This is a genomic window from Azomonas agilis (assembly GCF_007830255.1).
Classification (GTDB): domain Bacteria; phylum Pseudomonadota; class Gammaproteobacteria; order Pseudomonadales; family Pseudomonadaceae; genus Azomonas; species Azomonas agilis.
Genome location: NZ_VLKG01000013.1, coordinates 1 through 22,731, shown reverse-complemented (window position 1 = coordinate 22,731; position 22,731 = coordinate 1). Strand labels below are relative to the sequence as shown.

Here is a 22,731-nt window from a genome sequence, read left to right as displayed (position 1 = left end):
TTTACCTCGTGCAACATCAATGAACATACCTAATATCCTGACCCTGTTGCGTGTACTACTGATTCCTCTGTTTGTGCTGCTGTTTTACCTTCCCATACAATGGAATTACTTGGCGGCCAGCGCTGTCTTTAGTATTGCTTCCATTACCGATTGGCTTGATGGCTACCTAGCCCGCCGCTGGCAACAAACGACAGCTTTTGGAGCCTTCTTAGACCCCGTAGCTGACAAACTCATCGTAGCGGTAGCCTTAGTATTGCTGGTTGCTGAACATGCCAACCTGTGGCTTACCCTCCCGGCGGCCATCATTATCGGACGAGAAATCGTTGTATCAGCCCTACGCGAGTGGATGGCTGAGCTGGGGGCACGCGCTCATGTAGCGGTTTCCCAATTAGGTAAATGGAAAACAGCAGCTCAAATGGCGGCACTTATTATTCTACTGGCTAACCCCCCTGTCTTTAGTTTTTGGGTAGGTATTGGGTACATCCTTTTAATTATCGCCGCCGCCTTAACACTCTGGTCGATGATTCGTTACCTGATTGCTGCCATGCCCCACTTAATGGCCAGCAACAAATAAAACTTTTTTGATCAATAGCTTGACGGTATGCCCTTAATCTATATAATGGCGCCCGTCACCGATGCGGGAATAGCTCAGTTGGTAGAGCACGACCTTGCCAAGGTCGGGGTCGCGAGTTCGAGTCTCGTTTCCCGCTCCAATTTATTTGCAATATTTGCTGTAAAGCAGCATTGCTTAGGCCGGGTGGCAGAGTGGTCATGCAGCGGATTGCAAATCCGTGTACGCCGGTTCGATTCCGACCTCGGCCTCCATATCGAAGTATCTACATGCCTCCACATGCTTGGATATCTTCAGAGAAAGCCCGCCTAATGCGGGTTTTTTGCTTTTATACACTCCCGTATGCCTCCATATAACATTGCTCGGCTTGTATGCCTATGTGTATATTCAAAAAGTTTTTGAAACCAAAGCATACAAGATGAACTATTTATTAAAGTTCAAGACTGCACTTCCTTTGACATCCGCTTAACAGATTTTTCACCCCCAGCTCTTCAGGCTAGAGCCATAAGTCGCTTAGAAGAGCAGTTTATTATGGCTATCTCTGCACCCCTCTTTCCTCAAAAACCCGCCACTAAAATGGATTGGGGATCTTTGGGATGGGCTTGCCTGTTTTTTTGGTACCTCAGCAGTTTTACACATCTGCTCATCCAACTCACGGATTCAGCGGGTTTTAAAGGATTTAGACAAGCCTCTTTGATGAGCCTACTGTGGGTCATCCCGCTGCTATTTTTTCCACGTTACACGCGAATATTATCGGGGGGTATTGGCCTTGTTCTATGGGCCACCTCCCTTGTGGGATTGGGCTATTTTTGCATTTACGGCCAAGAGTTTTCCCAAAGCGTTATCTTTATTCTGTTTGAATCTAACGCAACAGAAAGCGCCGAATACCTCGATCAGTATTTTGCATGGTGGATACCCTGCGTCTTTCTGGCTTACTCTCTTGCAGGCTGGCTGTTATGGCGGCGTATACGGCCTATTTACGCACCCAACACTGTTCGTATCGGCCTTAGCTTAACCATAGTGTTGGGCTTATTTGTCTATCCTGTTGCTTCAGGCTACTTAAAAAGCCAATCCCCCGAATGGACAATAGGACATTTGATGAATCGCATGGAGCCTGCCGTGCCCTGGCAACTGCTCTTTGGCTACACCAAATACCACCAACAAAACCAAGCCATGCAGCAGCTATTGACGGCTAATGCCGCGATTCCACCACTAAAAAATCTTAAAGATATACAAGCAAATGCACCCTCTACCATCGTCTTGGTTATTGGGGAATCCACAAACCGCGAACGCATGAGCTTGTACGGATACCATCGCCCAACAACACCCGGCTTAGATGCCTTACGCGGCCAGTTGGATGTTTTTGACAACGTCATCACCCCACGCCCTTATACCATTGAAGCCTTAGAGCAAGTTTTGACCTTTGCAGATCCTCTTAACCCCGATCTGTATCTGACCACACCTTCGGTAGTGAACTTGATGAAACAGGCCGGTTATAAAACCTTCTGGATCACCAATCAGCAAACCATGACCAAACGCAATACGATGCTGACCGCATTCTCAGAACAAGCCGACGAGCAGGTATACCTCAACCACAACCGTAATCAAAACGCCCGCCAATACGATGACGAGGTATTAGCTCCCTTTGCTGACAAGCTGAACGACCCCGCCCCGCGTAAATTTATCGTGGTACACCTTTTAGGTACGCATATGGGATATCGTTACCGTTACCCGCAAAATGAAGAGTATTTCGCGACCAACAGTCGTGAAGGTGTGCCGGAATGGGTGGATGAAACAGAGGAGTTGGCCTTCTACAACCAATATGATAACGCTGTTCGTTTTAACGACTATGTCGTCTCCAGCCTGATCAAGCACTTTGCAGCCACAGATCCTAACGGCTTCTTAGTCTATCTATCCGATCATGGAGAAAGCGTGTTCGATGAGCCTAAAGACCGCATTCCAGGACGAAACGAAGCCAGTCCCACTGCGGCTATGTACACTATTCCCTTTATTCTTTGGCGCTCACCCCAATGGCAAGCGAATCATCCTCAGAAGTTTCGCCATCAACTGCACCGCTTGTACAGCAGTGCTAACTTCATCCATACCCTGAGTGATTTAGCAGGACTTCGTTTTGATGAACAGGATTTAAGCAAAAGCCTAGTGAGCCCAAGCTTTAAAACCTACCCTGTTTTAATTGGCGACCCTTATAAACCCAACAGTCTTATGGAGTTTACCCGTCTACACCTACAACCCAACCAAAGCAGCCAGCTAACACGCAACTAATAACTGGGAAACTTAGCTAAGAGAAAGCTTTTAGCCCTTCATTATTAGCGCTAAGCTAGAAAAGAGCTGTATAAGAAATTGGCTTAGAATAGCCCTGAAAGCGCGATCCCTGCACGTCCACTGGATTGTAATACAAAAGTACTCAATCAACAGTAGGCGATGCAGGAGCTATATGGTAGGCCCGCAGGGGCTCGAACCCTGGACCAAAGGATTATGAGTCCTCTGCTCTAACCGACTGAGCTACAGGCCCTCAGAAGTCGGCGGATTATATAGAGTTCTTCCCTCAGATGCCAAGTCTTTAACAGGGATCATTTAACAGCAATCATCCTCGACTCGGCGTAATAACTCTAAATACTCTTCGTCGTCGTTACGCTCAAATAACTCAAACACTAAATTAATTTGGGCATGTATCAGCAAACGAGCATCTTCCTCTGAGCCATCTCGTGACCCAATCTTGTCCACAAAATAATTACAGATAGGACAACGACCAGCCGATTGACCGATGTACTGATGGATGCGCGCATAAATTTTGCGAATACACCGATCACAATCAATATAAGGAAGTGGGCTATCACCGCTGATATGCCGGTAGGTAGTGATTTTGGGATCATTCACAAGCGCCTCCTAATCAAACAAGCCCAATCGGGAATAACGCTTATGGTAGAAAAGGTACTTAAGACTGTCTGTCAGCCAGATGACACCCTACTTAGTCACCATTTTTTGGCTACGCTGCTGCAAAAGATCCGGATGATGTATGTCGAAGCAGCCTGGCCTAATGCGAGTCAAAATACCCTCACGCGCTAAACGATTAATCAGTGAAGAAACAGTTTGCCGCGTCGTGCCTAGTAAACGGGCAATATCTTCTGTATTTAAGTCCAGCTCTAAGCGCAACACACCGTTTTGCTTAAACCCCTTACGGTTCAACATACCGTATAAAAAACGAGCCAGCCGCCCTTCTACGTCTCTAAATGCCAAATCCTCAATCAAACGCATGGAACGCTCCAGCGTTTGACCTAGCACGCGAATAATAATAGGCACTGCCCCAGGCAACACGCTGAGTTTACTCAGCATTAAAGCGGTACTGCCCACCAGAATTTCAGTCGGCTTGACCGCCTGCAAATAAGCCGTGCTGTGGGTGCTGTAAATATCACCTGCCTCTAAGAAGGTAAGCGTATATTCCTTATCTTCAAAAGCCAAAAAAACCCGAATGCAGCCACTACGCACAATGAATACGCTGTCCCGCTCAGTATTTGGTGTACCTACCAGTTCGCCTTCCACTAGGGCACGCTGCCGAAATCCCTCTAGCAGTGCAGCTCGATCCAGAGCTTGTAGGTGATCAATAGCAGATCCACGTTTATGCATCATAACCAAGGCATTTTAAGATTTTGGGCCGAGCATAACTCGACTGGGAGGAACGGCACAGAGCCACCGCGTCTGCGATAAAAAATAATTGTATAAAGGTATTCAGTATTGTACTTTCCAAAAACGCGTTTTTGGTCTACTCAGCAATATTTTATGCTGTCTCTTATAAGTTATAAAAACCATATTACCTACGGTCTTGCCCCTAGGTTACTACAAAGCCCCGATCTGTATTGGCAAGTACATTGCACCGAGATGTACTGGGTTTATGAAACTTTGTATTTGGTGCCTGGAACCTTATCCAAGGGGTTGGCTTTTCCTTCAAACTTAGCGTAGAGTGTCCTCACTGTTTGCATAGGTCGCTGTTGAATCGTGACCTGGTGCGGTAGATCTTCAGATCCGCTTCATCGCTCGACTTCTCTTACCTGCTGCAACAGTCCCCAGCCCTAACCTGTGGGCTGTCTTTCAACATAGTTTCAAGGTAATTAGATATGTCGAATCGTCAGAGCGGCACTGTTAAGTGGTTTAACGACGAGAAGGGCTACGGCTTCATCACCCCAGAAAGCGGTCCTGATCTATTCGTTCACTTTCGTGCAATCGAAGGCAATGGTTTCAAAAGCCTGAAAGAAGGTCAGAAAGTCACTTTCGTGGCTGTTCAAGGCCAAAAAGGCATGCAAGCCGATCAAGTCCAGATTCTGGGCTAAGCCTCCGCTCCAAAAGCCCTTGATCAATGATCGGGGGCTTTTAGTTGCTGTAAACTTTTAAGTCCTCAGCTCTCGATGACTTAAAAGTTTATGTCCAAGCCTCTGCTTACTCCCCATGCCTCCTTCCCTCCAGCCTCGCTCATGCGTCGGTTGGCCGCAATGTTTTACGACTCCCTACTATGCCTTGCGCTGATCATGGTCATTACTTTGGCCTACCAGCAGATCGGTCTGCGCCTATGGTATGGTGGAGTACAGCTTCAGCACCTAGCCGAAAGCGGCGCACTAGATAAAGATCCTCTGCTATCCAGTCTTTTACTGTGCAGTCTCTTCGGATTTTTCGCTCTGTTTTGGACTAAAAACGGACAAACCCTAGGCATGCAAGTGTGGAGAATACGGGTACAAAACGCAGACGGTACAGCTATTGATTTATGGCAGGCCTTATTGCGCTTTTTAGTGGCCATACCCTCCCTAGCCTGTCTGGGGCTAGGCTATCTTTGGATTATGTTTAATCAGTCTAAACGCTCATGGTCGGATATTTACTCAGAAAGTCAGATCGTCCAACTTCCTAAAGATGCCTATAAAACCCGACCACAAGCCTAAGCCACAAAATTTACTAACCCGCTTTTCGCAGCAACCAACAGCCCGCAATGGCACAGCCTGTAGCAGGCCCGAGCACGGCAATTAAGGGAGAGAACCCAAAGACTTGGCTCGCTGGCCCTAATAGTTCCTGAACGATATAAAACACAAAGCCCACAACAACGCCTGTAAAAATACGCTGCCCTAAGGTTACCGAACGCAACGGCCCAAAAATAAAGGAAATCGCCATCAGCACTAAAGCCATCGTTACTATGGGCTGTAAGGTTTTTGTCCAAAAGGCTAGCCAATAGCGGTCAGTATTGAGGTTTTGCGCGGTCAAGTAATGAATGTAATCCCACAGCCCCTCGATGGATAAGGCCTCAGGCTCTACGACCACTACGCTTAGCAAATGCGGGCTTAAAGATACCTCCCAAAGCTGCTCCGGTAGGCTGCTTAACTCAGTCTGCTGCTCTTTAAAGTGCGTGCTCACAATGTCTTTTAATAACCAGCGATCAGTCTGGTCTTGATACTGAGCTTGTTGGGCAAAGCTGGCAGACAATAAACGGCGTGTTTCATCAAACTGATAACGGGTAACCCCCAGCAGAACACCATTGGGTTGTACCGAGTTGATGTGAATAAACTCGTTACCCTGACGGTGCCATAGGCCACTTTTACTGCTCTGAGCAATAGCACCACCCTGAGCTTTGGAGCGCCCGGCCTGCGCCATATCCTCGGCGACGGGTGCTACATATTCACCAATCAGCACACCGGTCAGCATCAGTACTAACATCGGCTTCATAACGGCAAACACAATGCGGGCTAAAGAAATACCCGCTGCTCGCATCACGGTCAGTTCGCTGCTGCTCGCTAATGAACCCAAACCAATCAAGCAACCGATCATGGCAGCCATAGGGATGATTTCATAGATTCGTCGTGGCATGGTTAATAGGACGTACAGCAGCGCATCCACAATGCCATAGGTGCCTTCTACTTCCCCCATTTCATCGACCAACGCAAACAGCATGATCAAGCCAGTCAATACACCCAATACAGCTAAAATGGCCCAGAGTACGCTGGTTCCAATGTACCGGTCTAACTTAGACATGATGCGTCCTCAGACCCGCCCAACGACGGCGGTAAGCAGCCATCCACAGGCTGAAGGATTCCCAATAAAACACCAGTAACGCCACTCCTAAAAACAAAAGATGCACCCACCAAAGTCCCAAATACAGGGGGGTACGCCCTTGCTCTAACGCGCCTCGCGCCGCAATTAATGTCCCCAAGTAAGCAATGTATAGGAGAATGGCTGGCAGGAGTTTCAAATAACGTCCTTGGCGTGGGTTTACCTTGGAGAGCGGCACAGCCAATATCGTGACTACGAACACCAACAACGGCAAGGATAAACGCCAATGAAACTCGGCTTGATACTCTAAATTGTCACTGGCGTATAACTCACGGGTCGGCACTGTAGCCAACTTACCCAACTCAGCCGAGGCCGCAGGCCGCGCCAATAACACGCCATAGGTATCGTATTTAATAACGCGGTAATCAGCTTGCCCCGGACGACCATCGTAGCGGTAGCCATTGCCAAGAACCAGATAACGACTGCCATCTTCTTGAACCATCAGACTGCCGCGCTCAGCGACCACAATGGATAGGCCGCGCTCATGCCCATCGGTTCGGGAAACCACGGTTTCGGAGATAAAAACACCGCCCAGTTCAGTGCGATCCTCCGACAGCTCTGCGGTGTAGGTCACACGACTGCCATCCCGCAACTTTTGGAAACGCCCCGGAACTAGGGTATCAAACTCGGTTAAGGAGTCTTGGTCATTCATAATGCGAGTGACTTCTGCCAATCCTGAAGGTACCAAAATCAGGCTCAGCCAAGCCACCAAGAGCGCAACAAAGGCCGCCGGTGCTAGGGTGTATTTGAGTAAACGACCTTGGCTCATCCCTGATGCCGATAAAGCCGCCATTTCGCTTTCTAAATACATGCGTCCATAGGTCAGCAAAATGCCAAGAAATAAGCCTAAAGGCAGCACCAACTGTAAAAATCCGGGTAGTCGATAACCCATGATGGTCAACAAAACACCAGGGTCTAATATCCCCTGTGCCGCTTGGGCCAAGTATTTGATGAATCGACCACTCATGACGATCACCAGCAGTACGGCACTCACCGCAGTGAGGGTAATCAGAAGCTCGCGGAATAGGTAACGAAAGATAATCAAACCAGCCGCTCCAGGGTTGTCAGGCTCAGGTAGCTATGCTCAAACTACAGGTCATCGCCAGTGGTCTTAACCGACTGAACAACTGAGCGCATTATCCTGTAAACCCATATCTTTGTCTTGGGGACCTGTCTAGATGGAATTTATTGTCAAAAGCACCAATGCGGCTTCCTTAAAAACGGCTACATTGGTCTTAGCGGTTTATGAAGGCCCAAGCCTAGAAGGTATAGCCCAAGCTATGGATAACCTTGTAGGCGGCGCTCTCAGTCGTCTATTAAAACAAGGTGATCTCGCGGGCAAAGTGGGTCAGACGCTTTTAGTACCAGGCTATCCTGAGCTAAAAGCTGAACGTATTTTGCTGGTTGGCCTCGGCAAAGCTGAAGCCTTGGACATCCGCCAGTGGCGCAAAATAGCCAGCAGCATTGCCACTCAGTTAAAGACCTTGGGAGGCTCCGATGCCAGTTTGGCCTTTCAAGAGATTCAGGTAAAAGACAAAACCGCTTACCAAAGTGCGCGCACCCTAGTGGAGGTCTTTAGCAACCACTTTTACTACTTTGATGCCTTCAAAAGCCAAAAAGCTGACCCCGTCAGCCTGAAAAAAGTCACCCTAATAAGCACTCAGGAACAGCAAACCAGTTTAGAACAAGCGGTCAGCCATGCTGCGGCCATCAGTTTGGGCATGGCGTACACTCGGGATCTGGGCAACCTTCCGCCTAACCTATGTCATCCCGTTTATTTGGCCGAAGAAGCTAAAAAGCTGGCTAAAGGACACAAAAACTTCAAAGTTGAAATTTTAGATGAGGAAAAACTGGCAGCTCTGGGTGCTGGAGCTTTTCTGGCGGTGGCTAAAGGCAGTGAACAGCCCCCACGCTTGATTGTGCTGCGTTACAACGGCGGCAAAAAATCCGAAAAACCTTACGCCTTAGTCGGCAAAGGCATCACCTTTGATAGCGGTGGCATTAGCCTTAAACCCGGTCAAGGCATGGACGAAATGAAATACGATATGTGCGGTGCTGCCACCGTATTGGGCGTATTCAAAGCCTTGGTGGAGTTACAATTGCCCATCAATGTTGTGGGCCTATTGGCTTGCGCTGAAAACATGCCCAGCGGCCGCGCCACACGCCCCGGAGATATCGTCACCACCCTAAGCGGCCAAACCGTAGAAATCCTTAACACCGATGCCGAAGGCCGCTTAGTTTTATGCGATACCCTAACCTACGCCGAGCGCTTCAAGCCCAAAGCGGTGGTGGACATTGCCACCTTAACCGGAGCCTGCATTGTTGCTTTGGGTAGCTATACTACGGGCTTAATGGGCAATGACTCTGGGCTAATCAATCAATTGCTGGAAGCTGGCCAGAATGCCGACGACCGCGCTTGGCAATTGCCTCTGTTCGACGAATACCAAGAACAACTGGACAGTCCCTTTGCTGATATCGCCAATATCGGTGGCCCTAAAGCAGGCACTATCACAGCGGCCTGCTTCCTGTCTCGTTTCGCCAAACAGTATCCTTGGGCTCATCTGGATATTGCCGGTACAGCTTGGATTAGCGGCGGAAAAGAAAAAGGAGCCACAGGCCGCCCCGTGCCTCTATTAATGCAATACCTATTAGATCGCGCCCAGTAATCACCCTAGCTAGGAGCCGGTATTCCGGCTCCTTTGATGAGCTCAATGACCCGTATTGATTTTTACGTTTTACCCAGCAGCGACCTTCAAGAACGCCTACAAACCAGTTGCCGCCTCAGCGCTAAAGCTTGGCAACAGGGCATCAATACCTTTATTCGTTGCCAAGATACCGCCCAAATGGAGCAACTAGACGCTTTATTGTGGTCTTATCCACCTGAGCGCTTTCTTCCCCATAATCGCTATAGGGATAATCCGCATGCTCCTATTGTGCTGGGAGACTCCATTCCCACGCTACCTCAGCCACAACTGCTGATTAACTTGGCAACCCAAATTCCCCCGGAATATGGTTTATTTGAACGCGTTATCGAAATTGTGGTTCAAGATCCGCAACACCTGAACAGTGCGCGAGAAAACTTCCGTCACTACCGGCGCTGCGGCTATGATCCACAACGGGTTGAGCTCTAAGACACAACCTAAGGCTGTCCCCCACTGATCCGGTCGCCATCCATGACAAAATACAGCCCATACTCTATTGCCCAAGTCGTTGCAGAACTTCAATCACTCCATGATTTACTCAGTGATGTGCAGGGTACTGAAATTCTCACAGCAGTTGATCCTATTCAACCCGCAAAGATCATCCCCCCCGCCATACCTGAGACTCCCTCCATATCCGTTGTTACTGAGCCGCCAATCCCCATCCATCCAGTGCTCTCACAGGATAAAGCCGAGCAAATCCTGCAAGAGATTCTTACGGAATTTCAGCCGCGTATCGAAGCAGAGCTGAAACAGCGCGTACAACAATACCTAATACCCTTGTCTAAGGATCAATCCGAAACCTAGGCTTGGCTGTTTTCTTCATCCGCCGCCTAAGGGTTTCCCTTTATACTGCATGGTTCACTCATTGATCCTGCTCTTAAGGGCCACCCTGCATGGACAAGACCTACCAGCCCCACGCCATTGAATCCCGTTGGTATGCCGAATGGGAAGCCAATAATTACTTCGCGCCTCAGGGCCAAGGCACGCCCTACACCATTATGATTCCGCCGCCGAATGTGACCGGCAGCCTGCACATGGGCCACGGCTTTAACAACGCCATTATGGATGCGTTGATCCGCTGGCGACGCATGCAAGGCCACAACACTTTATGGCAACCTGGGACTGACCACGCCGGTATCGCCACGCAAATGGTGGTGGAGCGCCAACTGGCCGCTCAGAATGTCAGCCGTCACGATTTGGGCCGCGAGAAATTCCTAGAAAAAGTCTGGGAATGGAAAGAGCAATCCGGCGGCACCATCACCCGCCAGATTCGCCGTCTGGGCAGCTCGGTGGATTGGTCGCGTGAGCGCTTTACCATGGATGAAGGCCTGTCTGAAGCAGTGAAGGAAGCCTTTGTCCGTCTGTACGAAGACGGCTTGATCTACCGTGGCAAACGCTTGGTGAACTGGGATACCAAGCTGCACACCGCCATTTCCGATCTGGAAGTAGAAAACCACGACGAAAAAGGCCACCTCTGGCATCTGCGCTATCCGCTGGCCGAGGGTGCAAAAACAGCGGAAGGTCAAAGCTATTTGGTGGTAGCCACCACCCGCCCCGAAACCATGCTCGGTGATGCGGCGGTGGCGGTACACCCTGAGGATGAGCGTTACAAAGACCTGATCGGCCAGCATGTGCTGTTGCCGCTGGTCAATCGCCTGATTCCGATCATCGGCGATGACTATGTCGATCGCGAATTTGGTACCGGCTGCGTTAAGATTACTCCGGCCCACGACTTCAACGACTACGAAGTCGGCAAGCGCCACAACCTGCCGCTGATCAACATCTTCGATAAAGATGCAGCGGTACTGGCTAAAGCCCAAGTCTTTAACCTAGATGGCAGCCTAAACGAAGCTCTTGATGCCAGCCTGCCCGATGGCTACGCGCATATGGATCGCGCCGATGCACGCAAATCCATCGTTGCCGAATTTGAGGCTATGGGCCTGCTGGAAAAAATCGACGACCACGCATTGAAAGTCCCACGCGGCGATCGTTCCGGCACCATCATCGAGCCTTGGCTGACCGACCAATGGTATGTCTCCACCAAACCGCTGGCTGATCGTGCCATCGCTGTGGTGGAAAGCGGCGAAGTACAGTTTGTGCCCAAGCAATACGAGAACATGTACTTCTCGTGGATGCGCGACATTCAAGACTGGTGCATCAGCCGTCAGCTGTGGTGGGGGCATCGCATCCCCGCTTGGTACGACGAGATGGGCAACGTCTACGTTGGCCGCGACGAAACCGAAGTCCGCACCAAGTACAACATCCGCAACGACGAAGCCCTACGCCAAGACGAAGACGTTCTGGACACTTGGTTCAGCTCCGGCCTGTGGACCTTCTCCACCCTTGGCTGGCCGCAGCAAACGCCAGAACTGGAAACCTTCCACCCCACCGATGTGCTGGTCACCGGCTTTGACATCATCTTCTTCTGGGTGGCCCGGATGATTATGATGTCCACCCACCTGACCGGCCAGATTCCGTTCAAGACTGTTTATGTACACGGTCTGGTGCGTGACGGTCAGGGCCAGAAGATGTCCAAATCCAAGGGCAACGTCCTTGATCCACTGGACATCGTGGATGGCATCAGCCTCGATGCCCTGCTGGAAAAACGCACCAGCGGCATGATGCAGCCTAAATTGGCCGAAAAGATCGCCAAGCAAACCAAGGCTGAATTCCCCGAAGGCATTGCCAGCTACGGCACCGATGCCCTGCGCTTTACCTTCTGCTCGCTGGCCTCCACAGGCCGTGATATCAAGTTTGATATGGGCCGCGTGGAAGGCTACCGCAACTTCTGCAACAAGCTGTGGAACGCCGCCAACTTCGTGTTTGAAAACACCGAAGGCAAGGACACCGGCCTGAATGATGAGCCGGTCGAACTGTCCTCGGTGGATCGCTGGATTATCTCCGCCCTGCAACGCACCGAAGCCGAAGTGAATCGCCAACTGGAAGCCTTCCGCTTCGACTTGGCCGCTCAAGCCCTGTACGAGTTTGTCTGGGATGAGTACTGCGCTTGGTATCTGGAGCTGGTCAAACCCCTGCTGTGGGACGAAAACGCCAGCCCTGAGCGCCAACGTGGCACCCGTCGTACTCTGGTTCGGGTACTGGAAACCTCGCTGCGCCTCGCCCACCCCTTCATGCCCTTTATCACCGAAGAAATTTGGCAGCGTGTGGCACCACTGGCAGGCAAAACCGGCCCAACCCTGATGCTGCAGCCCTGGCCGGAGTTCGATCCAGAGCGTCTGGATGCTGAAGCCGAAGGCGATATCGAGTGGGTTAAAGCCTTGATGCTGGGCGTGCGTCAGATTCGTGGCGAGATGAACATCTCCATGGCCAAACGCATTGATCTGGTGCTGCGCAATGCCAACGAACTGGATCAACGCCGCCTGAGCGCCAATGAGCCTCTGCTGAAAAAGCTGGCCAAGTTGGAAAGCATTCGCTTGCTAGCCGCAGGCGAAGAGGCTCCGCTGGCCGCCACCGCACTGGTCGGCGACATGGAAGTACTGGTTCCCATGGCCGGCCTGATTGACAAGGATGCTGAGCTGGCCCGCCTAGATAAGGAAATCGCCCGCTTCTATGCCGAGGTACAGCGCATTGGCGGCAAGCTGGGCAACGAAGGCTTCGTGGCCAAAGCACCGCCAGAAGTCATTGAGCGCGAGCGCGCCAAACTGAATGAAGCCGAGCAGGCCGTGACCCGTTTAGGTGAGCAACGCAGCCGTATCGCTAGCCTGTAACAGATCCGCTTTGCTATGGGACAATGGCAGCCCCTCGTTTTGGATGGCTGCCATGTCCTTATCACCCAACGCTCCGGCCCCTACACCCTCCGGTAAATTACATCCGCGTAATCGCCATCAGGGACGTTATGACTTTCCCGCGTTAATTAAAGTCTGCCCAGAACTGGCCGTTTTCGTCATTACCAATCCCTACGGCAAACTCAGTATCGACTTTGCTGACCCGTTGGCAGTTAAAGTTTTTAACCGAGCCCTACTGCAGCAGTTTTACGGCATTCAATATTGGGATATTCCCGAAGGTTATCTCTGCCCTCCCATTCCAGGCCGAGCTGACTACATACACGGTTTAGCCGACCTCTTGGCTATGGATAGCCATCACCAAATTCCACGCGGACAAGGCATTAAGGTATTGGATATCGGCTGTGGGGCTAACTGTATTTATCCTTTGATCGGTCAAGCTGAGTACGGCTGGCAATTTGTGGGAACCGATATCAGCCAACCGGCTTTAGCAGCAGCACAGGTACTGGTTCAGAGCAATGGGCTCAATAAAACTATTCAACTGCGCCAACAAACTCAAGCCCAGCAGATTTTTCAGGGAATGATCCAAGCTGGCGAGCGCTTTACCCTAAGCCTATGTAATCCGCCTTTTCACGCTTCCTTGGAAGAGGCTACCCAAGGCAGCCGTCGTAAATGGCGCAATCTGGGTAAACTCGATCCCAAACGCAGCCTCCCGAAGCTGAACTTTGGGGGCCAAGCTGCCGAACTCTATTGTGAAGGCGGAGAGCTAGCTTTTATTAAACGCATGGCCACCGAGAGCCAAGATTTTGCCACTCAGGTGGTTTGGTTTAGTACTCTGGTATCCAAAGTTGGCCATGTTTCCCTGTTGCAGGCTCAACTGAAGCGTCTAAGGGCAGCTAGTGTCCAAGTGGTGGATATGGGACAGGGACAAAAGCGCAGCCGTTTTGTCGCTTGGAGCTATTTGGATACCCAGCAGCGTCAAGCCTGTTACCTGTCTCCAATCCAAGCCAAGGACTAGCAAGCCAGATCTAACTCCCAAAACTGCTGATTTTGCAACTCCTGAGTTGATACATAACGGGGCCGCCCAGTGATTTCTTCCAGTTCGGTAGTTCCTGCTAGCTCGTCCACGATGCGGTAGCGTTTATCGAGCCGCTTATCACGCAATGGATAAAGCCGGGCAATATTATGGGTTAGGTCATGCATTGAACGAGACATTACAAAAACTCCTGAAACAACAACGTATGCGGCTTTCTACAGGGCTTTAGTTACGATTCTGCGACAGTACAAAGGCATACTGAATCCCTTAGACTCCTCCAAAGGCTGGAGCTATATAGTTTACCCCTCAATATAAGCTGTGTCTGAGACCATGTTCATGTATCAGGGAAAAGACTTTAGCCTTTATGACAACTATCAGTGAATCCCTTTATTAGCCGCAAAATAATTTAAAAAGGACTTGATTTTTCAGCAGATATTGACCTGATTTACCTCGCAAAAAATCCACAATTTCTGTGGATAAGTCTGTGGGCAACTGACTAAAAAACCGCTACAAGACTGATAATCCGCGGCCTGTAATCAAACTGTCGATTTTTTATACAGAAGAATTTTATTCTTATTTTTCAATGAGTTATTTTTTATAAACTCTAAATAATCAAAGCCTTTTATTTTGATTAAGTCTCTTGACAAAAGCCTCACACTTCTTGTGTGTAAATAGGCTTTATAAACCGCTACAGTGTGTTTCGGCTTAAACCCACCTTAACCAGCTTGGAAGCTGAGACTCATGCGCATTTGGTATTATCTGCTGTGGTTATGCCTCAGTCTGGCTGTTAGTGTTGGAGGGGGATTTGTACTGTGGCAGACCTGGTTACAAGTCAAAGCTCAGCAGGGTATTGAAGTACTAGACTGGACAGGCTTTAAGCTTTCCCTAGAGGGCGTTCAACTAGAGCACTTGGTATGGCAGCAGCATAGCCCTGAGGGCACAGAGTTACACATCGAAACCCAAGGCCTAAGCTTACGTTGGTCAAACCTAGTACCTCTGGCCATACCGAATTACCAGATAGAGCTCAAACGTCTTAAGGTTCGTTACCAAAACAACAATCCTTCTGGGTTAGAAACGCCTGTTGAGGCTCCCAATCTTCCTTCTTGGAGTAGCATCCAAGACAGCCTAGCTTGGCTCCCTCAGCAACTCAGTATTGAACACTTTGACTTAGAATTACCCTGCGCCACCCTAGAACTCTGCCATGAGCAGGGCCGTTTGAGTTGGAAACAGGCGGATACCCAAGCCTTAGCGACTCAATTAGATCTGTATCTATATCGTGACCCGCATCAAACCCACATAGCCCTACAAACAAAAGCCACAGCTCAACAGCAACTGGAAGTCAGCCTAAAACTCGCCTTAGATGAGCAATCCCGTTTAGAGTCGCAGCAACAACTGCTATTCACTCCTTCTGATCTGCGCTGGAGTGGCGCACTCCACCTGAGCCAACTACCGGAAGCATCCTGGTTATTGGATTGGCTTAGTGATTGGCTCAGCTACCAGCCTGCTGTCCCCCCACAGGCTATGACGGATATTCGCCTAGGTGCTAGTTGGAGCTTTGATTCTTTAGGCCACTCCGAACAATCGCCTACAGGGAACATTAGGCTTGCGCTGAATTCGCCCACTCCTTGGCCCATTCCCCAACTAGGGACACTACAGGGCAACCTAGACTTAGCTTTAGAGTTACGGGCACAGCTATGGATACCTTCCCAGCTAAGCGCTGACCTGACCCTACAACCAGACCCAAGCCACCTAGAACGCTGGCCTACGGAACTGCATCCAGGTCATATACGTTTGAAGGTTTTGCCGCGTACCACTGAAGCAAAAGATCAGTCTCTGCCCCTTAATTTGAGTCTGACCACCCAAGGTAGTCCCAAACTGAATGTGAAGCTGCCGCAGCTACAGCTTTATACCCATCCACTGCGTTTGGACTTTGGCCCTCAGGCCCATCTTGAATTCAAAGTACCACGCCTAAACGTAGATCAAGTGCAGCTGAATAACCTACACATCAGCAGCGCATTTTCTGGGCAATGGACTCCAGAACAACTGGATATACAGCTAGCCGATGGCAGCTTTTTTAACGCAGATCGTATATCTGCAACGGACTATCAGCTACAGCTAGACCAACTGCGTCTGAAGCTAAATCAAACCAAATTTAGCCTCCCCAAAGCTCAGAGCTTTAGCCTATACACCCAAGTTCAATCACGCCTAGAGCAACTTCAGCATCCCGAACTCAAAACCCAAGGCTGGGATTGGCAAGGAGAACTCAAAGGTACAGCCCTGCAACAACAACTGACAGGGCAGCTCAGTAACGACAGCCGCCTAACGCTTGCAACACAACTCAGCCGACAGCAGGACGCTGCTCTTGAACTTAAGACGCAGCTCCAGTCCCTAAAACTACAGCCAGCATCCAATGCCTTGGCCCAAACCCTGAAACACTGGCCAGAGACTTTAGAGCTTCATCAGGGAGAGATTGGACTAGAAGGGCAAATCACAGTCCCTGCACAGAAAGATCCTGAAGCAAGCGTTAAGATTCAACTGCACAACTTAGCGGGCGAATTCAATCGCAGCGAGTTACAGGGGCTTGAGGCTCATTTAACCTTAGAACTGTACCGACAGCAGATGAGCGCGGAAATCCATCAACTCCGCGTGCAACATCTTAACCCCGGCTTTCCGCTCGGCCCTCTATCTCTCTCAGGGCGTTACTGGGCTTACTTAGATCAGCCTAGTCGAGGCTTGGTGAGTTGGCAGCACGCTCAGTTAGAAGCCTTTGGGGCAAAAATATGGGCTCCTGCCAGCCGTATTGACCTTGCCAGCCAGCGCCAAGCCTTGAACCTACACCTACGTGGCTTAGACATACAAAAACTGTTTGCCGCCTACCCTGCTCAAGGGTTACAGGGTACGGGCCTTATTGATGGAAACTTTGAGCTACAACACAGTCCAAAGGGCTTTAGCATCGACAAAGGCAGTTTATCCGCTCGTAGTCCGGGGATTTTACAACTGCGCTCACCACAGATTCAGGCCATGGGTGCGACCAATCCCGCTACGCGTGTTGTCACTCAAGCTCTGGATAATTTTCACTATCAGCACCTGAGCAGTGACATCCACTACACTACCCAAGGTTGGTTGCAACTTGGACTACGTTTGCAGGGTCGTAATCCTGAACTAGAGCAAGGTAGGCCTATTCACTTCAGCATTCAGTTAGAGGAAAACATTCCTACCTTGCTCACCAGCTTACAGCTCTCTGATCGTGTGAGTGAGCGCATCCAACAGCGCGTCCAACAACAGCTAAAAAACAATCCAACACCAGCCACCCCAACAGGAGACTGACTCCATGCCACAATGCTCCATGCTGCCGATTCTGATAAGCCTCATCGTGCTTATGAGCAGCGCGGCCTGTACCCCCAGAGTCGAATTAGCAGTGGCAGATAAGCCGATTAACATCAATCTGAATGTCAAAATTGAACACGAGATTTATATTAAGGTAGACAAGGCGCTTGATAACATCATCAACGAAGACAGCGGACTGTTCTGACATGAAAGCCTCTTTTATCACCGCCCTACTCTTGCTGCTGACCCTGAGCCTTCCCCTGCAGGCCATGACGCTCAGTGATGCTATGAGCGCTCTAGGAACGGCTAAAGCCAGCGGACTGGTGGGAGAAAAACCCGACGGCTACTTAGGGGTTGTCACAAGTACACCCCAAGCTCAAGAAATCACCACCCTGATTAACCAAGCACGGCGAGCGGAATATCAGCGCATTGCCCAACAGAACGGAACCCGTCTTCAGGATGTCGAAGTCATTGCCGGCCAAAAAGCCATTGATAAAACCACGGCAGGACATTACATCCAACGTAATGGTGCTTGGGTTAAAAAGTAGTCACTGCCTGCATCCCCTTACATAGGTCATATTATCCTATGCAACGCTCAGTCTTTCTTTATGCCCTGTTACCTCTGTCTTTGCTGGCCGCTAATCCCAGTGCAGCAGAAGATGATTTTCGAGATTTACAGGGTTATCAACCCACACAATACCGCTTCGAAACACCCTATCAATACAGGGATCAGTATCGAGATGAGCGCTACCAAGATGAAGACTACGACCGCCATGATCGTGATAACGATAGGGGAAGCAGTTGCCACAATCGCCGCCAACACGCAGCCGTTGCGGGAGCCCGCCTAGCCGAGCAAGCACGCCGCTTACGTATCTGTGCAGAATCCAAAGATTTACGCGATGACTGTGGCAGCGAATACCGACGTGTTACTAATGCCCACAGCGACTATGACGAAGCGATTTCTCTGGTACGCAAAGAATGCCGTTAAATCGGAACAATCCCGATTGAGGCCAGTGTGAAACCTATATGGCTGATCAACCGGGCTTAGGCTTTAGTTACACATCAGCAGCCTGCAACACGCGCCCTAAGACAGAGCGAGCTTGACCAATTCCCTCTGCTAATACCGCTTCAATTTCAGCCATAGTAATAATTCCAGCAGATTTACCCGCTGCTGGATTAACCACTAAAGATAAGCAAGCATAGGGCAGATTAAGCTCACGAGCTAAAACCGCTTCCGGCATTCCGGTCATACCCACAATGTCACAGCCATCGCGCTCCATACGCACAATCTCGGCTACCGTTTCTAGACGCGGGCCCTGAGTACAACCGTACACACCCTGAGCACTGAAACGGCAAGCCTCTGTCTGCAAAGCATTGATCAAACGCTGGCGTAGGGACTCATCGTAGGGATAGCTGAAGTCGATATGGGTTACATGATCCAAATCTGGGCCTTCAAAAAAGCTATGCGCGCGGCCATAGGTATAGTCAACAATTTGATGAGGAACGCAAAAGTGCCCCGCCCCCATGCTGGCGTGAATACCACCGACTGCGTTCATGGCTAAAATGGCTTGAGCGCCGGCCTCCTTCAAAGCCCACAGGTTTGCGCGGTAATTGACTTGATGAGGAGGGATACGATGGGGGTGACCGTGGCGAGCCAAGAATAAAACCTCCTGACCAAAGTAGTCACCACGCAATACGCTGGCAGAGGGCGCACCGTAGGGCGTATCAATCGACAAAGCCTCCCGCAACTGCAAACCGTTCAACTCTGTCAGACCTGTACCACCTATGATGGCATATACCGTCATGCCTACACTCCTCTTGCTCAGTTTGTTATCAGTCAACCAGTCCTGCAATGCGCAAAAGTCCCAAGGACTGTAGCCAGCGAGGATGTTCTTTGTAATTTAGCTCGACGCACGTTCGGCGCTGCATCAAGGATAGGCCATGCGGAGGCTGTACCGATTGTTGTTGCAAGCAAGACAAAGCCAACTCAGCTGCAGCGCGATCATTACATACCAAGCCCATAGTACAGCCTGCACCCAGGGCGGCTAAAATACGAGCCCCTGCATCTCCAGCAACCTGAGCACCGGCCATAGACAGGTCATCACTAAAAATTACCCCGGTAAAACCTAGCTGCTGCCGCAGAATGTTCTGTAACCAGAAGGGAGAAAAGCCAGCCGGATGCTCATCCACTTGGGTATAAATCACATGGGCCGGCATCACCCCATCCAAGCGCTGAGCAAGCCGTTGAAAGGGAATTAAATCCGTCGCCTGTATCTGACCTAAAGTCCGCTCATCGGTAGGAATAGCCACATGAGAATCAGCCTCGGCCCAACCGTGTCCGGGAAAATGTTTCCCCGTCGCAGGCATGCCCGCCTCATGCATACCATCAATGAAGGCACCTGCTAATTGGGCCGCTGTCTCAGGATCTTGCTCAAACGCCCGAGCACCAATAACCCTGCTGCGTCCGTAGTCTAAATCCAGTACGGGAGCAAAACTAAAATCCAAGCCCACCGCCAATACTTCGGTCGCCATCAACCAACCACAAGCCTTAGCCAAAGCCGATGCATTAGGATGTTCTGCAAAACGGCGCATTGCGGGCACAGCCACAAAGCCTTGACGTAAACGCTGAACTCGCCCCCCCTCCTGATCTACGGCCAGCAATATATCAGGGCGTACAGCTCGAATACTGTGACATAAAGCGCGAACTTGGCGCGGATGTTCGATATTGCGGGAAAATAAAATAACACCGCCTACTTCAGGCTGGCGCAATAAGTGACGATCTTCAGAGGTCAACCAAGTCCCTGCAATATCCAACATCAACGCGCCTTGCATCACACTTCCTCAATTAAATGATCATATCTGGCTGACCAGATTCCTCGACAATACGCACGGCACAATGCACAGGAACCTGAGCAAAAAGGCGCACCATATCGGCATTATGCAGACGAATACAACCGTGTGAACGTGCAACGCCCATAGGCTCAGATTCGGGGGTGCCGTGCAGGTAAATATAACGCCGAAAAGTATCTCGATTTCCCAGACGGTTAAAACCCAGTTCACAGCCACTTAACCATAAAATTCGTGATAAAACCCAATCACGATTCGGAAAACGGGCATGTAATTCAGGAGACCAAATTTCCTGCGTCCAACGTCGCCCACGCAATACAGCATAAGTAGGTAAACCCTCACCGATGCGAGCACGTACTTGGTGCAATCCTCTTGGGGTACAACCAGAACCATTAAGTTCGCCAGCCCCATTTAAAGCCGTTGAAACCAACAAATCCATCTGGAGCTTGCCCTGTGCATAGGCATATAAGCGCTGATCTGCCAATGAGATATGCAACAAATCTAGAATGGGTTGACTGGCCATAGTCCATTTCTCGCTCCGTTACGAGCCTAACTCAGTAAGGGTGGGTTTTGCGCTCAAGCCAGCCGCTAAACAAGTAATAATCATGTCCAGCGATTGATCTGTAGAAATGCTCATCTCAAAATAAGCATCTTCAGGTAATAAACCATCAAATAATCGTGAGTCCGAAAGAGCAAACAACAAACCGCCCAACATAAAACGCAGACGCCAACTTAACTCAAAATTAGATAGATGTGGTAATAGAGGACGTATTGCTAATAAATAACGCTGCCAAGCCTTTCCATAAGTTTTTGAAACCACGCTGGTGATTTCAGTCTCAGCTTCCAAAAAGGCTCGGCTCAATAAGGACACACCTAATGAAAAATGAGTGCGGGCTTGTACACCCAACAAAGCTTTAAGCAAAATTTTCAGTAGATGCTTTAAGTCTCCAGCATCCCGTTGGCACTCATAATGCTCAAGGTCAAGCAAAATTCTGTGGGCTACTGGATTCAAAACCCGCATTAATACAGCTTGAATTAAAGATTGCTTTGAACCGAAATGATAATTCACTGCGGCTAAATTAACCTTCGCCTTAGTGGTAATTTGGCGTAGAGAGGTTTCAGCAAAACCATATCGTGCAAACAGTTGCTCTGCTGCGTCCAGAATACGCTCAACGGTCTCAGAGTGCGCCATAGCAAGCAAACTTAGGCAGATCGAAAAAGATTCCTGAAACTAACCCTTCATCAGATTAAGGTCAACCTATGTTGTATTTTTAGCCGTCTACTCTTAAGACAATAAAAACAAGACATAATGAGCATAACCAGATATAAATGCTCGCATATAATGATATGCCTTAAAATAACAGTATGCACAAACTGACCTTACGCCAATCCGAAGTACTAGGCTTTCTCAAGCAGTATATTGAGGAAAATAGCTATCCCCCCACTCGTGCAGAAATTGCTCAAGCACTTGGTTTTAAGTCAGTCAACGCCGCTGAAGAGCACTTAAAAGCTTTAAATCGCAAAGGAGTGATTCAAATGACTCCCGGAGCCTCCCGCGGGCTTCGAATTCCAGAGCTTGAACAAGAGCAAGGTCTACCTATTATCGGTAAGGTAGCTGCCGGGTTTCCTATACTGGCTCAACAACATATTGAAGAATACAGCTGTATAAAACCGAATTTCTTTCATCCTAGCGCCGACTTTTTACTTAAAGTCACAGGCTATAGTATGAAAGGTGCTGGTATTTTGGACGGGGATTTACTGGCTGTGAAAACAGCTCAGGAAGCTCGCAATGGCCAAATTATTATTGCCCGACTGAATAACGAAGTAACCGTAAAAAAACTTAGAATCGAACCGAATGCTATTTGGCTTCTAGCAGAAAACTCCGAGTTTCCCCATATAAAGATTAACCCCACAGACCACGAATTCAGTATTGAAGGCATTAGTGTTGGCTTAATACGAAAACATCTTTAACAGAATACAGTCAAGGAATATGAGTCTATTAAATAGCTTTTCGCCCTTATTTCAGGCGCACAGCAAAAAGCCCCTCATTGAGGGGCTTTTCGGTATTAAGCGCTTGACGATGACCTACTCTCACATGGGGAAACCCCACACTACCATCGGCGATGCTTTGTTTCACTACTGAGTTCGGGATGGGATCAGGTGGTTCCAAAGCTCTATGGTCGTCAAGCAATTCGGTGCGGCTAGGGTAAGCTAGCCCAATTCAGATTCGTGATGGAAGCTTTAAGGTGGTACGTTCACACATTTTCGGCCAATCGTATTTAGATTGCTTGGGTGTTATATGGTCAAGCCTCACGGGCCATTAGTACAGGTTAGCTCAACGCCTCACAACGCTTACACACCCTGCCTATCAACGTCGTAGTCTTCGACGACCCTTTAGGG

At 49.6% G+C, this 22,731-nt stretch carries 23 protein-coding genes, 3 tRNA genes and 2 rRNA genes; 16 read left to right on the top strand and 12 right to left on the bottom strand.

Features of this window, described 5'->3' with window-relative positions:
- Positions 1 to 19: 19 nt before the first annotated feature.
- From pgsA to cptA, 4 genes are all read left to right on the top strand, one after another.
- Positions 20 to 574, top strand: a complete 555-nt coding sequence (pgsA, locus tag LX59_RS13790) for a CDP-diacylglycerol--glycerol-3-phosphate 3-phosphatidyltransferase (RefSeq protein WP_144572845.1) — start codon at positions 20 to 22, stop codon at positions 572 to 574.
- A 63-nt stretch (positions 575 to 637) separates the two neighbouring features.
- Positions 638 to 713 (top strand) — tRNA-Gly (locus LX59_RS13785).
- A 38-nt stretch (positions 714 to 751) separates the two neighbouring features.
- A tRNA-Cys gene (locus LX59_RS13780) sits at positions 752 to 825 on the top strand.
- A gap of 277 nt (positions 826 to 1,102) precedes the next feature.
- A complete protein-coding gene (gene cptA / locus LX59_RS13775; RefSeq protein ID WP_425457501.1) occupies positions 1,103 to 2,854 on the top strand; it encodes a phosphoethanolamine transferase CptA in 1,752 nt (583 codons plus the stop codon).
- 173 nt (positions 2,855 to 3,027) lie between these two features.
- Here cptA and LX59_RS13770 read toward each other — a convergent pair.
- The 3 genes from LX59_RS13770 to LX59_RS13760 all read right to left on the bottom strand — a co-directional run bounded on the left by LX59_RS13770 (position 3,028) and on the right by LX59_RS13760 (position 4,219).
- Positions 3,028 to 3,104 (bottom strand) — tRNA-Ile (locus LX59_RS13770).
- A 62-nt stretch (positions 3,105 to 3,166) separates the two neighbouring features.
- Positions 3,167 to 3,469 carry a N(2)-fixation sustaining protein CowN gene (cowN, locus tag LX59_RS13765; RefSeq protein WP_246118769.1) on the bottom strand — a complete coding sequence of 101 codons (303 nt, stop codon included), beginning with the start codon at positions 3,467 to 3,469 and terminating at the stop codon, positions 3,167 to 3,169.
- 87 nt (positions 3,470 to 3,556) lie between these two features.
- A complete protein-coding gene (locus LX59_RS13760; RefSeq protein WP_144572842.1) occupies positions 3,557 to 4,219 on the bottom strand; it encodes a Crp/Fnr family transcriptional regulator in 663 nt (220 codons plus the stop codon).
- A 485-nt stretch (positions 4,220 to 4,704) separates the two neighbouring features.
- On the opposite strand from LX59_RS13760, the gene LX59_RS13755 reads away from it, so the two are divergent.
- Together LX59_RS13755 and LX59_RS13750 are read left to right on the top strand one after the other, a co-directional pair.
- Entirely contained in the window at positions 4,705 to 4,917 is a 213-nt protein-coding gene (locus tag LX59_RS13755; protein ID WP_144572839.1) for a cold-shock protein, read from the top strand.
- 90 nt (positions 4,918 to 5,007) lie between these two features.
- A complete protein-coding gene (locus tag LX59_RS13750) occupies positions 5,008 to 5,517 on the top strand; it encodes an RDD family protein (protein ID WP_144572836.1) in 510 nt (169 codons plus the stop codon).
- Positions 5,518 to 5,530: 13 nt separating this feature from the next.
- On the opposite strand, the gene lptG is transcribed toward LX59_RS13750, so the two are convergent.
- Both lptG and lptF read right to left on the bottom strand, forming a co-directional pair.
- A complete protein-coding gene (gene lptG, locus LX59_RS13745) occupies positions 5,531 to 6,598 on the bottom strand; it encodes an LPS export ABC transporter permease LptG (protein WP_144572833.1) in 1,068 nt (355 codons plus the stop codon).
- Complete coding sequence (lptF, locus tag LX59_RS13740; protein ID WP_144572830.1) at positions 6,591 to 7,721, bottom strand: LPS export ABC transporter permease LptF; 1,131 nt, start codon at positions 7,719 to 7,721, stop codon at positions 6,591 to 6,593. The genes lptG and lptF overlap by 8 nt, the downstream gene beginning before the upstream one ends.
- Before the next feature lie 133 nt (positions 7,722 to 7,854).
- Here lptF and LX59_RS13735 point away from each other — a divergent pair, with 133 nt between their 5' ends.
- From LX59_RS13735 to rlmF, 5 genes are all read left to right on the top strand, one after another.
- Positions 7,855 to 9,342, top strand: a complete 1,488-nt coding sequence (locus LX59_RS13735; RefSeq protein WP_144572828.1) for a leucyl aminopeptidase — start codon at positions 7,855 to 7,857, stop codon at positions 9,340 to 9,342.
- 45 nt (positions 9,343 to 9,387) lie between these two features.
- Positions 9,388 to 9,807, top strand: a complete 420-nt coding sequence (locus LX59_RS13730; protein WP_144572976.1) for a DNA polymerase III subunit chi — start codon at positions 9,388 to 9,390, stop codon at positions 9,805 to 9,807.
- Positions 9,808 to 9,849: 42 nt separating this feature from the next.
- On the top strand, positions 9,850 to 10,182 hold the full coding sequence (locus tag LX59_RS13725) for a hypothetical protein (RefSeq protein ID WP_144572825.1): 333 nt from the start codon (positions 9,850 to 9,852) through the stop codon (positions 10,180 to 10,182).
- An 89-nt stretch (positions 10,183 to 10,271) separates the two neighbouring features.
- Positions 10,272 to 13,106 carry a valine--tRNA ligase gene (locus LX59_RS13720; RefSeq protein ID WP_144572822.1) on the top strand — a complete coding sequence of 945 codons (2,835 nt, stop codon included), beginning with the start codon at positions 10,272 to 10,274 and terminating at the stop codon, positions 13,104 to 13,106.
- A gap of 43 nt (positions 13,107 to 13,149) precedes the next feature.
- Positions 13,150 to 14,139, top strand: coding sequence for a 23S rRNA (adenine(1618)-N(6))-methyltransferase RlmF (rlmF, locus tag LX59_RS13715; protein WP_425457500.1), 990 nt, complete (start codon positions 13,150 to 13,152; stop codon positions 14,137 to 14,139).
- On the opposite strand, the gene LX59_RS13710 is transcribed toward rlmF, so the two are convergent.
- Positions 14,136 to 14,336 (bottom strand): hypothetical protein, encoded by a 201-nt coding sequence (locus LX59_RS13710; protein WP_144572816.1) that lies wholly within the window; start codon positions 14,334 to 14,336, stop codon positions 14,136 to 14,138. The genes rlmF and LX59_RS13710 overlap by 4 nt on opposite strands.
- A 562-nt stretch (positions 14,337 to 14,898) precedes the next feature.
- On the opposite strand from LX59_RS13710, the gene LX59_RS13705 reads away from it, so the two are divergent.
- The 4 genes from LX59_RS13705 to LX59_RS13690 are packed head-to-tail and all read left to right on the top strand — an operon-like array spanning position 14,899 to position 18,472.
- Positions 14,899 to 17,484, top strand: a complete 2,586-nt coding sequence (locus LX59_RS13705; protein WP_144572813.1) for an intermembrane phospholipid transport YdbH family protein — start codon at positions 14,899 to 14,901, stop codon at positions 17,482 to 17,484.
- A gap of 19 nt (positions 17,485 to 17,503) precedes the next feature.
- Positions 17,504 to 17,689: a YnbE family lipoprotein gene (locus tag LX59_RS13700; protein ID WP_144572974.1), complete on the top strand. Its 186-nt coding sequence runs from the start codon at positions 17,504 to 17,506 to the stop codon at positions 17,687 to 17,689.
- 1 nt (position 17,690) lies between these two features.
- Positions 17,691 to 18,032 carry a YdbL family probable chaperone protein gene (locus LX59_RS13695; RefSeq protein ID WP_144572810.1) on the top strand — a complete coding sequence of 114 codons (342 nt, stop codon included), beginning with the start codon at positions 17,691 to 17,693 and terminating at the stop codon, positions 18,030 to 18,032.
- A gap of 38 nt (positions 18,033 to 18,070) precedes the next feature.
- Entirely contained in the window at positions 18,071 to 18,472 is a 402-nt protein-coding gene (locus LX59_RS13690; protein WP_144572807.1) for a hypothetical protein, read from the top strand.
- A gap of 67 nt (positions 18,473 to 18,539) precedes the next feature.
- On the opposite strand, the gene LX59_RS13685 is transcribed toward LX59_RS13690, so the two are convergent.
- Genes LX59_RS13685 through LX59_RS13670 form a run of 4 tightly spaced genes read right to left on the bottom strand, consistent with a single transcriptional unit; the run spans position 18,540 to position 21,523 of the window.
- Positions 18,540 to 19,289: an S-methyl-5'-thioinosine phosphorylase gene (locus LX59_RS13685; RefSeq protein ID WP_144572804.1), complete on the bottom strand. Its 750-nt coding sequence runs from the start codon at positions 19,287 to 19,289 to the stop codon at positions 18,540 to 18,542.
- Between the two features lie 28 nt (positions 19,290 to 19,317).
- On the bottom strand, positions 19,318 to 20,316 hold the full coding sequence (nagZ, locus tag LX59_RS13680; RefSeq protein ID WP_144572802.1) for a beta-N-acetylhexosaminidase: 999 nt from the start codon (positions 20,314 to 20,316) through the stop codon (positions 19,318 to 19,320).
- Positions 20,317 to 20,329: 13 nt separating this feature from the next.
- Positions 20,330 to 20,854: a L,D-transpeptidase gene (locus LX59_RS13675; protein WP_211354869.1), complete on the bottom strand. Its 525-nt coding sequence runs from the start codon at positions 20,852 to 20,854 to the stop codon at positions 20,330 to 20,332.
- An 18-nt stretch (positions 20,855 to 20,872) separates the two neighbouring features.
- Positions 20,873 to 21,523, bottom strand: a complete 651-nt coding sequence (locus LX59_RS13670; protein WP_246118771.1) for a TetR/AcrR family transcriptional regulator — start codon at positions 21,521 to 21,523, stop codon at positions 20,873 to 20,875.
- 173 nt (positions 21,524 to 21,696) lie between these two features.
- Between LX59_RS13670 and lexA the strand changes: the two genes are divergently transcribed.
- Positions 21,697 to 22,302 carry a transcriptional repressor LexA gene (lexA, locus tag LX59_RS13665; protein WP_144572796.1) on the top strand — a complete coding sequence of 202 codons (606 nt, stop codon included), beginning with the start codon at positions 21,697 to 21,699 and terminating at the stop codon, positions 22,300 to 22,302.
- 101 nt (positions 22,303 to 22,403) lie between these two features.
- On the opposite strand, the gene rrf is transcribed toward lexA, so the two are convergent.
- A 5S ribosomal RNA gene (gene rrf / locus LX59_RS13660) occupies positions 22,404 to 22,519 on the bottom strand.
- A gap of 111 nt (positions 22,520 to 22,630) precedes the next feature.
- Positions 22,631 to 22,731, bottom strand: a 23S ribosomal RNA gene (locus tag LX59_RS13655); the annotation flags it as partial.

Excerpts from the sequence above, each read along its gene's own strand:
- pgsA (WP_144572845.1), top strand. The coding sequence starts at position 20 with ATGAACATACCTAATATCCTGACCCTGTTGCGTGTACTACTGATTCCT.
- cptA (WP_425457501.1), top strand. The coding sequence starts at position 1,103 with ATGGCTATCTCTGCACCCCTCTTTCCTCAAAAACCCGCCACTAAAATG.
- LX59_RS13760 (WP_144572842.1), bottom strand. The coding sequence starts at position 4,219 with ATGATGCATAAACGTGGATCTGCTATTGATCACCTACAAGCTCTGGAT.
- LX59_RS13755 (WP_144572839.1), top strand. The coding sequence starts at position 4,705 with ATGTCGAATCGTCAGAGCGGCACTGTTAAGTGGTTTAACGACGAGAAG.
- LX59_RS13750 (WP_144572836.1), top strand. The coding sequence starts at position 5,008 with ATGTCCAAGCCTCTGCTTACTCCCCATGCCTCCTTCCCTCCAGCCTCG.
- lptG (WP_144572833.1), bottom strand. The coding sequence starts at position 6,598 with ATGTCTAAGTTAGACCGGTACATTGGAACCAGCGTACTCTGGGCCATT.
- LX59_RS13735 (WP_144572828.1), top strand. The coding sequence starts at position 7,855 with ATGGAATTTATTGTCAAAAGCACCAATGCGGCTTCCTTAAAAACGGCT.
- LX59_RS13730 (WP_144572976.1), top strand. The coding sequence starts at position 9,388 with ATGACCCGTATTGATTTTTACGTTTTACCCAGCAGCGACCTTCAAGAA.
- LX59_RS13725 (WP_144572825.1), top strand. The coding sequence starts at position 9,850 with ATGACAAAATACAGCCCATACTCTATTGCCCAAGTCGTTGCAGAACTT.
- LX59_RS13720 (WP_144572822.1), top strand. The coding sequence starts at position 10,272 with ATGGACAAGACCTACCAGCCCCACGCCATTGAATCCCGTTGGTATGCC.
- rlmF (WP_425457500.1), top strand. The coding sequence starts at position 13,150 with ATGGCTGCCATGTCCTTATCACCCAACGCTCCGGCCCCTACACCCTCC.
- LX59_RS13710 (WP_144572816.1), bottom strand. The coding sequence starts at position 14,336 with ATGTCTCGTTCAATGCATGACCTAACCCATAATATTGCCCGGCTTTAT.
- LX59_RS13705 (WP_144572813.1), top strand. The coding sequence starts at position 14,899 with ATGCGCATTTGGTATTATCTGCTGTGGTTATGCCTCAGTCTGGCTGTT.
- LX59_RS13700 (WP_144572974.1), top strand. The coding sequence starts at position 17,504 with ATGCTGCCGATTCTGATAAGCCTCATCGTGCTTATGAGCAGCGCGGCC.
- LX59_RS13695 (WP_144572810.1), top strand. The coding sequence starts at position 17,691 with ATGAAAGCCTCTTTTATCACCGCCCTACTCTTGCTGCTGACCCTGAGC.
- LX59_RS13690 (WP_144572807.1), top strand. The coding sequence starts at position 18,071 with ATGCAACGCTCAGTCTTTCTTTATGCCCTGTTACCTCTGTCTTTGCTG.
- LX59_RS13685 (WP_144572804.1), bottom strand. The coding sequence starts at position 19,289 with ATGACGGTATATGCCATCATAGGTGGTACAGGTCTGACAGAGTTGAAC.
- nagZ (WP_144572802.1), bottom strand. The coding sequence starts at position 20,316 with ATGCAAGGCGCGTTGATGTTGGATATTGCAGGGACTTGGTTGACCTCT.
- LX59_RS13675 (WP_211354869.1), bottom strand. The coding sequence starts at position 20,854 with ATGGCCAGTCAACCCATTCTAGATTTGTTGCATATCTCATTGGCAGAT.
- LX59_RS13670 (WP_246118771.1), bottom strand. The coding sequence starts at position 21,523 with ATGGCGCACTCTGAGACCGTTGAGCGTATTCTGGACGCAGCAGAGCAA.
- lexA (WP_144572796.1), top strand. The coding sequence starts at position 21,697 with ATGCACAAACTGACCTTACGCCAATCCGAAGTACTAGGCTTTCTCAAG.